General features: G+C 53.9%; 1 pseudogene. It reads left to right on the forward strand.

What is annotated here, in order from left to right:
• A pseudogene (locus I656_RS0117135) lies at positions 1-460 on the forward strand (IS982-like element ISGsp1 family transposase); the annotation flags it as partial.

Genomic DNA, 460 nt, shown 5'->3' on the forward strand with positions numbered 1-460 from the left:
TCCGAACGAGCCTGGCATCGTTTTGTCACGGGAAATTTGTTCACAAACGGCTCGTTTCTTGAACGCTCCCGATACAACCGCCGCTGCCGGGCGCTTGGTTTCGCCATCAAATGGATCCGTCATGAGCTGGCGAAACGTGGCCAACACCATGCTTATGCGGTCGTCGACAGCTTGCCTCTTCCGTTGTGCCATCCCGCAAGAATGCAGCGCGTCAAGCGGTTTCGAGGGATCGCGGATATGGGGTATTGTGCTTCCAAAAAGCAATGGTACTACGGTTTCAAGCTGCATCTTCAAGTGACCAATCAAGGGCTGGCCATGGGCTATGTCGTGACGGAAGCGTCCTGCCACGACGTCAAAGCCGCTGAAACGGTGATGACTCAAATCCCTCATCCCTACAACTTTGGGGACAAAGGGTACATCAGCCACGCTCTTCGAGAAAAGCTGTACGAAGAACACCAAG

Origin of the sequence: Geobacillus sp. WSUCF1 (assembly GCF_000422025.1) — a bacterium.
Classification (GTDB): Bacteria; Bacillota; Bacilli; order Bacillales; family Anoxybacillaceae; genus Geobacillus; species Geobacillus zalihae.